We start from the raw sequence: 6381 nt of genomic DNA on the forward strand, positions 1-6381 counted from the left end.
TACGTATTGCTAAGGTTAATACATGCTCCTGTTGTTAGGGAGGCAGCACCTAAACTATTGATGACGAAAAGCTTATAGAAGTTGCAAAAGCACTTGGAGTAAGTACTGAAGCTATAAAAAACTTTACTGAAGAAAATATGATTACTTATTTCAATAATTTTTATGACAATAGTTTTGCACATGGAATGACTAGTCCACATAATTGTACATTCAACCCATTAGATAAAGTTGTTGAGCTTTATGAACGTTTGGTTCAAGCAGAAAAAGAAAAGAATGAATATTTAGAAAAATTATTAAAAGAAAAATAAGATTTCAAGACATATTGGTTTCAATAAAAAATCCCAAGAAAATTCCTTGGGATTTTTTTTATATAAAATTCTTAAGAATAGTGAAGTATAAATTAAAATTATTTAGCCAAAGCCTCTTCTTGATTTATTATTATATCTCCATTATCTCTATCTAAAACTAGAGACTATTTAACCAAAAAACCTCTGAACGAAATTTCATAAAAACAAAACCTCTTTTCGAAACTTCAGAAAAAATAAAGAATCCAAAGAAAACTTAGAACCTTAACCACTCAGCATCTGAAACTTCTAAAAAAAGCCTTTGCCCCTTTAAAAAAACTACATTCCAGTTTAATTCCTTCAACAGGATCTAATTTGGAAGCAGAGATTGCAGGAAGAATTCCAGCTATCAAACCTATTAATGCAGCAAGTCCAGTTCCTAGAAGAATATTCCCCATTCCGAGAACAAACTCAAAATCCAGTGCTTGTAAGAATTACAGAAATTATCCAAACCAGAATTAACCCGATTGCCCCACCAATTACCGAAAGTATAATTGCTTGAACAAAAACTGAAACAAGATAAATTTATTTTTAGCTCCTAAAGATTTTTGAATTCCGATAAGGTTCGTTCGTTCTTTTACTGAAACAAACATAATATTTGCAATTCCAAAACCTCCAACAAGAAGAGAGAATCCACTTATTATCCAGCCCATCATATTCATCTGCCCTATAATACCATCTATAAAATCAGTAAACCCTGAGAATACATTAACAAAGAAATTATCAATTTGCCCTGCTTTTAATCCTCGAAAGGCTCTTAATTTCTGAGACACTTCAGCCTTATACGCATCCATATCAATCCCTTTTTCTGGTTTTAAAATAATTACTGGAGTCATTCCATCATTATTATCGCCATACATACGACGTAAAAAATTTGCTGGAAAATACACCGATGTATCATCACTATCTCCAAACAAACCTGCTCCCTGTTTTTTGATAACACCAATAACTGTAAAACGCTGCCCATACAAGCGAATGTTCTTTCCCATAGGTTCTGAATCCCCAAAAAGTCCTTCGGCGACATCATGTCCTAAAACAATAACTGGCGCCCCAGAATTTGATTCAGATTCATTATAAAAACGGCCTTCCTCGAAATCTAAACCTTGAATTTCCATAATTTCGTACTCAAACTGGAACTCTATATTTACATCACTTACCGTTTTTATCATATTTTAAACTCTCTCTTTTTACAAAAAGCTGGTATCCCGACTTGATTTGTATTTGTAAGTGAATTTTTTAAATAAGTATATTCATCATATTTTACATTGGGAAATTGCTCTCTTTTCCATTGCGGAATATCCGACGGCCCAAATGGAAATTTCATTAAATAAATAGTATTTTTATCTAAAACTACTTAAATCCTTAGTGATTTTTCTATTCAAAGAATCTACTGCTGCGAGTACAGCAATAATCGAAAAAATACCAATTGTAACACCCAGCAAAGATAACAATGTTCTAAGTTTGTTACTTCGCAAAGCATTCATCGCAAAACCAAAACTTTCTTTATAATAATCGAAAATAAAGCAGCATAGATTATAAATTTACATTAAAGTAAAATTCAATAAATTTTAGTCAAAAACCTAATAAAATTCACTCACTGATAGGTAGTTATTTTTAAGATAATGTTACATAAAATGTTGATTTTTATAATCAAAAAAAACTATTTTTGCACTTTTATAATCATAACTACACAATGAGCACAACAAAAACTATTCAATCAGCATTAATTTCAGTCTTTTCGAAAGAAGGTCTTGAACCTATTGTAAGAAAATTACACGAGCAAAAAGTAACCCTTTACTCAACTGGAGGAACAGAAGATTTTATTAAAAACTTAGGAATTCCTGTAGTTCCTGTTGAAGACATAACTTCATTTCCTGAAATTCTTGGTGGAAGAGTTAAAACCTTACACCCGAAAATTTTTGGCGGAATTTTAAACCGTCAAGACAACGAAAGCGATGTGCAACAAATGAAGGAGTTTGACATTCCTCAAATTGATTTAGTAATTGTTGATTTATATCCGTTTGAAAAAACGGTTGCTTCTGGCGCTAGCGAAACTGATATCATTGAAAAAATTGATATTGGTGGAATTTCATTAATTCGTGCTGCTGCAAAAAACTTTAAAGACACTGTTATTGTTGCATCAGTAAATGAATACAGCTTATTATTAGATTTAATTACGGAGCAAAACGGAGCAACTACTCTTGAAAATAGAAGATTACTTGCTACAAAAGCTTTCCACGTTTCATCTCATTACGATACTGCAATTTTTAATTATTTCAATACAGACGATACTATCTACAAAGAAAGTATTGCTGATGGACAGGTATTGCGTTACGGTGAAAATCCACATCAAAAAGGGTTCTTCTTTGGAGATTTTGACGCCATGTTCAAAAAGTTACATGGAAAAGAACTATCTTACAATAACTTACTTGATGTTGATGCTGCTGTTAACTTAATTGAAGAATTTAAAACTGACGGACCTACGTTTGCAATATTAAAACACAATAATGCTTGTGGATTAGCTACAAGAAAAACAATCAACGAAGCTTATTTGGCTGCTTTGGCTTGTGATCCAACATCTGCATTTGGAGGAGTTCGTAATTTCGAACACAAAAATTGATTTAGCTACAGCTCAAGAAATAAACAAATTATTTTGCGAAGTAGTAATCGCTCCAAGCTATGATAATGAAGCTATTACAGTTCTAGAAGAAAAGAAAAACAGAATTATATTGGTTCAAAATGAGGTAGAATTACCTACAAGACAAGTTAGAACTTGTTTGAATGGACTTTTAATTCAAGATAAAAATAACATTACCGACAATAAAGACCATCTAAAAACCGTTACAATTACAGCTCCTACAGAGCAAGAAGTAGAAGATTTAATATTCGCTTCAAAAATTTGTAAGAACACAAAATCGAATACAATCGTATTTGCAAAAAACGGAACTTTAATTTCATCTGGAACGGGACAAACCTCTCGAGTAGACGCTTTAGTTCAAGCAATTGACAAAGCAAAAGCATTTGGATTTGATTTAACTGGAGCTTCGATGGCAAGTGATGCTTTTTTCCCTTTTCCAGATTGTGTTGAATTAGCCAAAAAAGCAGGAATTACCGCTGTAATTCAGCCAGGTGGATCAATAAAAGACGAATTAAGCATAAATTATTGCAATGAAAATAAAGTTGCAATGGTATTTACAGGAACACGTCATTTTAAACATTAATTTGTTTAACTTTGTGCGTTACTAATTTATAACTTTTAAACCCCTAAAAAACTTATGGGATTTTTTGATTTCATGACCGAGGATATTGCGATAGACCTTGGTACCGCAAACACTTTAATCATACATAATGATAAAGTAGTTATTGACAGTCCTTCAATCGTGGCACGTGATAGAATATCAGGCAAAATCATTGCTGTTGGTAAGGAAGCCAATATGATGCAAGGTAAAACCCATGAAAACATAAAGACCATAAGGCCTCTTAAAGACGGAGTTATTGCCGACTTTGATGCTTCGGAAAAAATGATCAATATGTTCATCAAGAGTATTCCTGCATTAAAAAAGAGAATGTTTACTCCTGCTTTGCGTATGGTAGTATGTATTCCTTCTGGAATTACCGAAGTTGAGATGCGTGCTGTAAAAGAATCGTGTGAAAGAGTAAACGGTAAAGAAGTTTATTTGATTCATGAGCCAATGGCTGCGGCAATTGGTATTGGTATTGACATTATGCAACCTAAAGGAAACATGATTGTAGATATCGGTGGTGGAACTACTGAGATTGCTGTAATTGCATTAGGTGGAATTGTATGCGACAAATCAGTAAAAATTGCTGGTGACGTATTTACAAATGATATTGTTTATTATATGCGTACTCAACACAACTTGTTTGTTGGAGAAAGTACTGCAGAGAAAATAAAAATTCAAATTGGAGCAGCTATCGAAGATTTAGATGGGCCTCCAGAAGACATGTCAGTTCAAGGTAGAGATTTACTTACTGGGAAACCAAAACAAGTAGATGTATCTTACCGTGAAATTGCCAAAGCATTAGACAAGTCGATACAACGAATTGAAGATGCCGTAATGGAAACATTATCTCAAACACCTCCTGAATTAGCAGCTGATATATACAATACAGGTATTTATCTTGCAGGTGGAGGATCTATGTTAAGAGGTCTTGACAAAAGAATTTCACTAAAAACAGATTTACCTGTTTACATTGCTGAAGATCCATTAAGAGCAGTTGTTCGTGGTACTGGAATGGCACTAAAAAACATTGCAAAATTTAAAAGTATCTTAATCAAATAAGAGACTTAATTACTATATATTTCTTCAGAACTAAAACACACAAAACTTAGTTCTGAGGAAATTTTGAAACTTTAAGCATATCCTGAAACAAAATAACCAAGCAAGAAATGCAGCAAATATTTAATTTTATTATAAAAAACAGTAATCGGTTGCTGTTTTTGCTGCTTTTAGGTATTTCGTTGGTCTCTCTATTCAATCCCATTCTTTTCATAAAAGCAGAGTAATTAGTTCCGCTAATTTCTTAAGCGGTGGTGTTTATGAAAAAATAAACAGCATAAATGAGTATTTGAATTTAAGAAAAGAAAACGACGAATTGGTACTTGAAAACGCAAGACTAAAAAGTCTTTTGTTCAATGCCGAAGACACTACAAAATTACCTCTTCCAGACAGTATCAAAGGAGTTAAACCTGCCGACATTATTGTTTCGAAAGTGATACATAACTCATATAATGTACATGAAAACTACATTACAATTAACTCTGGCTCTAATGACGGGGTTAAACCTGATATGGGAGTAATTAACAGCTTAGGAATCATAGGTATTGTAGACAATACATCACCTAGATATGCAACTGTTGTTAGCATTCTTAATATCAAATCTCAGATTAACGCCAAAATAAAGAAATCAAATCATTTTGGTTCATTAATTTGGGACGGAAAAAGTACTGGCTTTGTTCAATTAATAGATGTTCCTAGATTAGCTTCTGTTCGAAGAGGAGATACAATTGTAACCGGCGGTCAGTCTGTAATTTTTCCTGAAAATATTGGAATTGGTACCGTTGAGAAGATATACACTTCAAAAAAGACAAATTATTATACTATCGATGTCAAATTATTTAATGACATGACGAATTTAGGACATGTATATATTATCAAAAGTAGAGATAGAGAAGAGATTATCAAACTAGAAAAAAGAGAAAAAGATGAATAGCGCTTTGTTAATCAATATTTCTCGATTTATCCTGCTATTGGCAATTCAAATTATTATTTTTAATAATATGAATTTTCTAGGCTATATAAGTCCGTTTCCATATATATTGTATATTATTCTATATCCTGTAAACGGAAACAAATCTGGACTTTTGGCATCGAGTTTTTTACTTGGCCTTGTAATGGACATGTTTTGTAATTCTGGAGGAATACATGCTACTGCTTGTCTAATTCTTGCCTATTACAGACCATATATATTTAAGTTTTCATTTGGTTTGAGTTACGAATATCAAACTATTAAACTAAATGATTCTTTAACTCCTGAGCGATTTTCATTCCTATTAGTATCCGTATTACTACATCACATAATATTGTTTACATTAGAAGCATTCCAGTTTAATTTCATTTTAGACATTTTACTACGAACTCTGTTCAGTACAATATTTACCATTATAACTTGTATCATAATAATATATCTTATTAAGCCCAACAGGAGATGAGAAAAATTCTGCTGCCCTCTTTAATAATCATTGCAGCATCTTTGCTGGTAATTCGCATATTCTATTTACAAATTATAGATGACTCATTTAAACTAAAATCTGAGAATAACGCTATAAAGATAAAATACGACTATCCTGAAAGAGGCTACATATATGACAGATACGGTAAATTATTAGTTGCCAATCAGGCTTCTTATGATATCATGGTTATCCCAAGAGAGATCAAAAACATTGATACTTTAGAGTTTTGCGAACTCTTAAATAGGTGCTGCCTCCCTAACAACAGGAGCATGTATTAACCTT

Annotated in this window: 2 protein-coding genes and 5 pseudogenes; 6 read left to right on the forward strand and 1 reads right to left on the reverse strand. The window is 32.3% G+C overall.

All coding sequences use genetic code 11. From position 1 onward, the window contains the following. Positions 1-53: 53 nt before the first annotated feature. Positions 54-308: pseudogene (locus AC1RYN_RS14450) on the forward strand (transcriptional regulator); the annotation flags it as partial. A 269-nt stretch (positions 309-577) separates the two neighbouring features. Here the strand turns inward: AC1RYN_RS14450 and AC1RYN_RS14455 are convergent. After that, a pseudogene (locus AC1RYN_RS14455) lies at positions 578-1874 on the reverse strand (ABC transporter permease). 163 nt (positions 1875-2037) lie between these two features. Here AC1RYN_RS14455 and purH point away from each other — a divergent pair. The 5 genes and pseudogenes from purH to AC1RYN_RS14480 all read left to right on the forward strand — a co-directional run. After that, positions 2038-3565, forward strand: a pseudogene (gene purH / locus AC1RYN_RS14460) (bifunctional phosphoribosylaminoimidazolecarboxamide formyltransferase/IMP cyclohydrolase). Between the two features lie 54 nt (positions 3566-3619). Next, entirely contained in the window at positions 3620-4648 is a 1029-nt protein-coding gene (locus AC1RYN_RS14465) for a rod shape-determining protein (protein ID WP_026983887.1), read from the forward strand. A gap of 107 nt (positions 4649-4755) precedes the next feature. Further along, positions 4756-5579 (forward strand): annotated as a pseudogene (gene mreC / locus AC1RYN_RS14470) (rod shape-determining protein MreC). Further along, a complete protein-coding gene (locus tag AC1RYN_RS14475) occupies positions 5572-6078 on the forward strand; it encodes a rod shape-determining protein MreD (protein WP_481807523.1) in 507 nt (168 codons plus the stop codon). Before mreC ends, AC1RYN_RS14475 begins: the two are co-directional and overlap by 8 nt. Next, positions 6075-6341, forward strand: a pseudogene (locus AC1RYN_RS14480) (penicillin-binding protein 2); the annotation flags it as partial. The gene AC1RYN_RS14475 and the pseudogene AC1RYN_RS14480, both read left to right, overlap by 4 nt. Between the last annotated feature and the right edge of the window lie 40 nt (positions 6342-6381).

The organism is Flavobacterium sp. TC780, assembly GCF_056783245.1.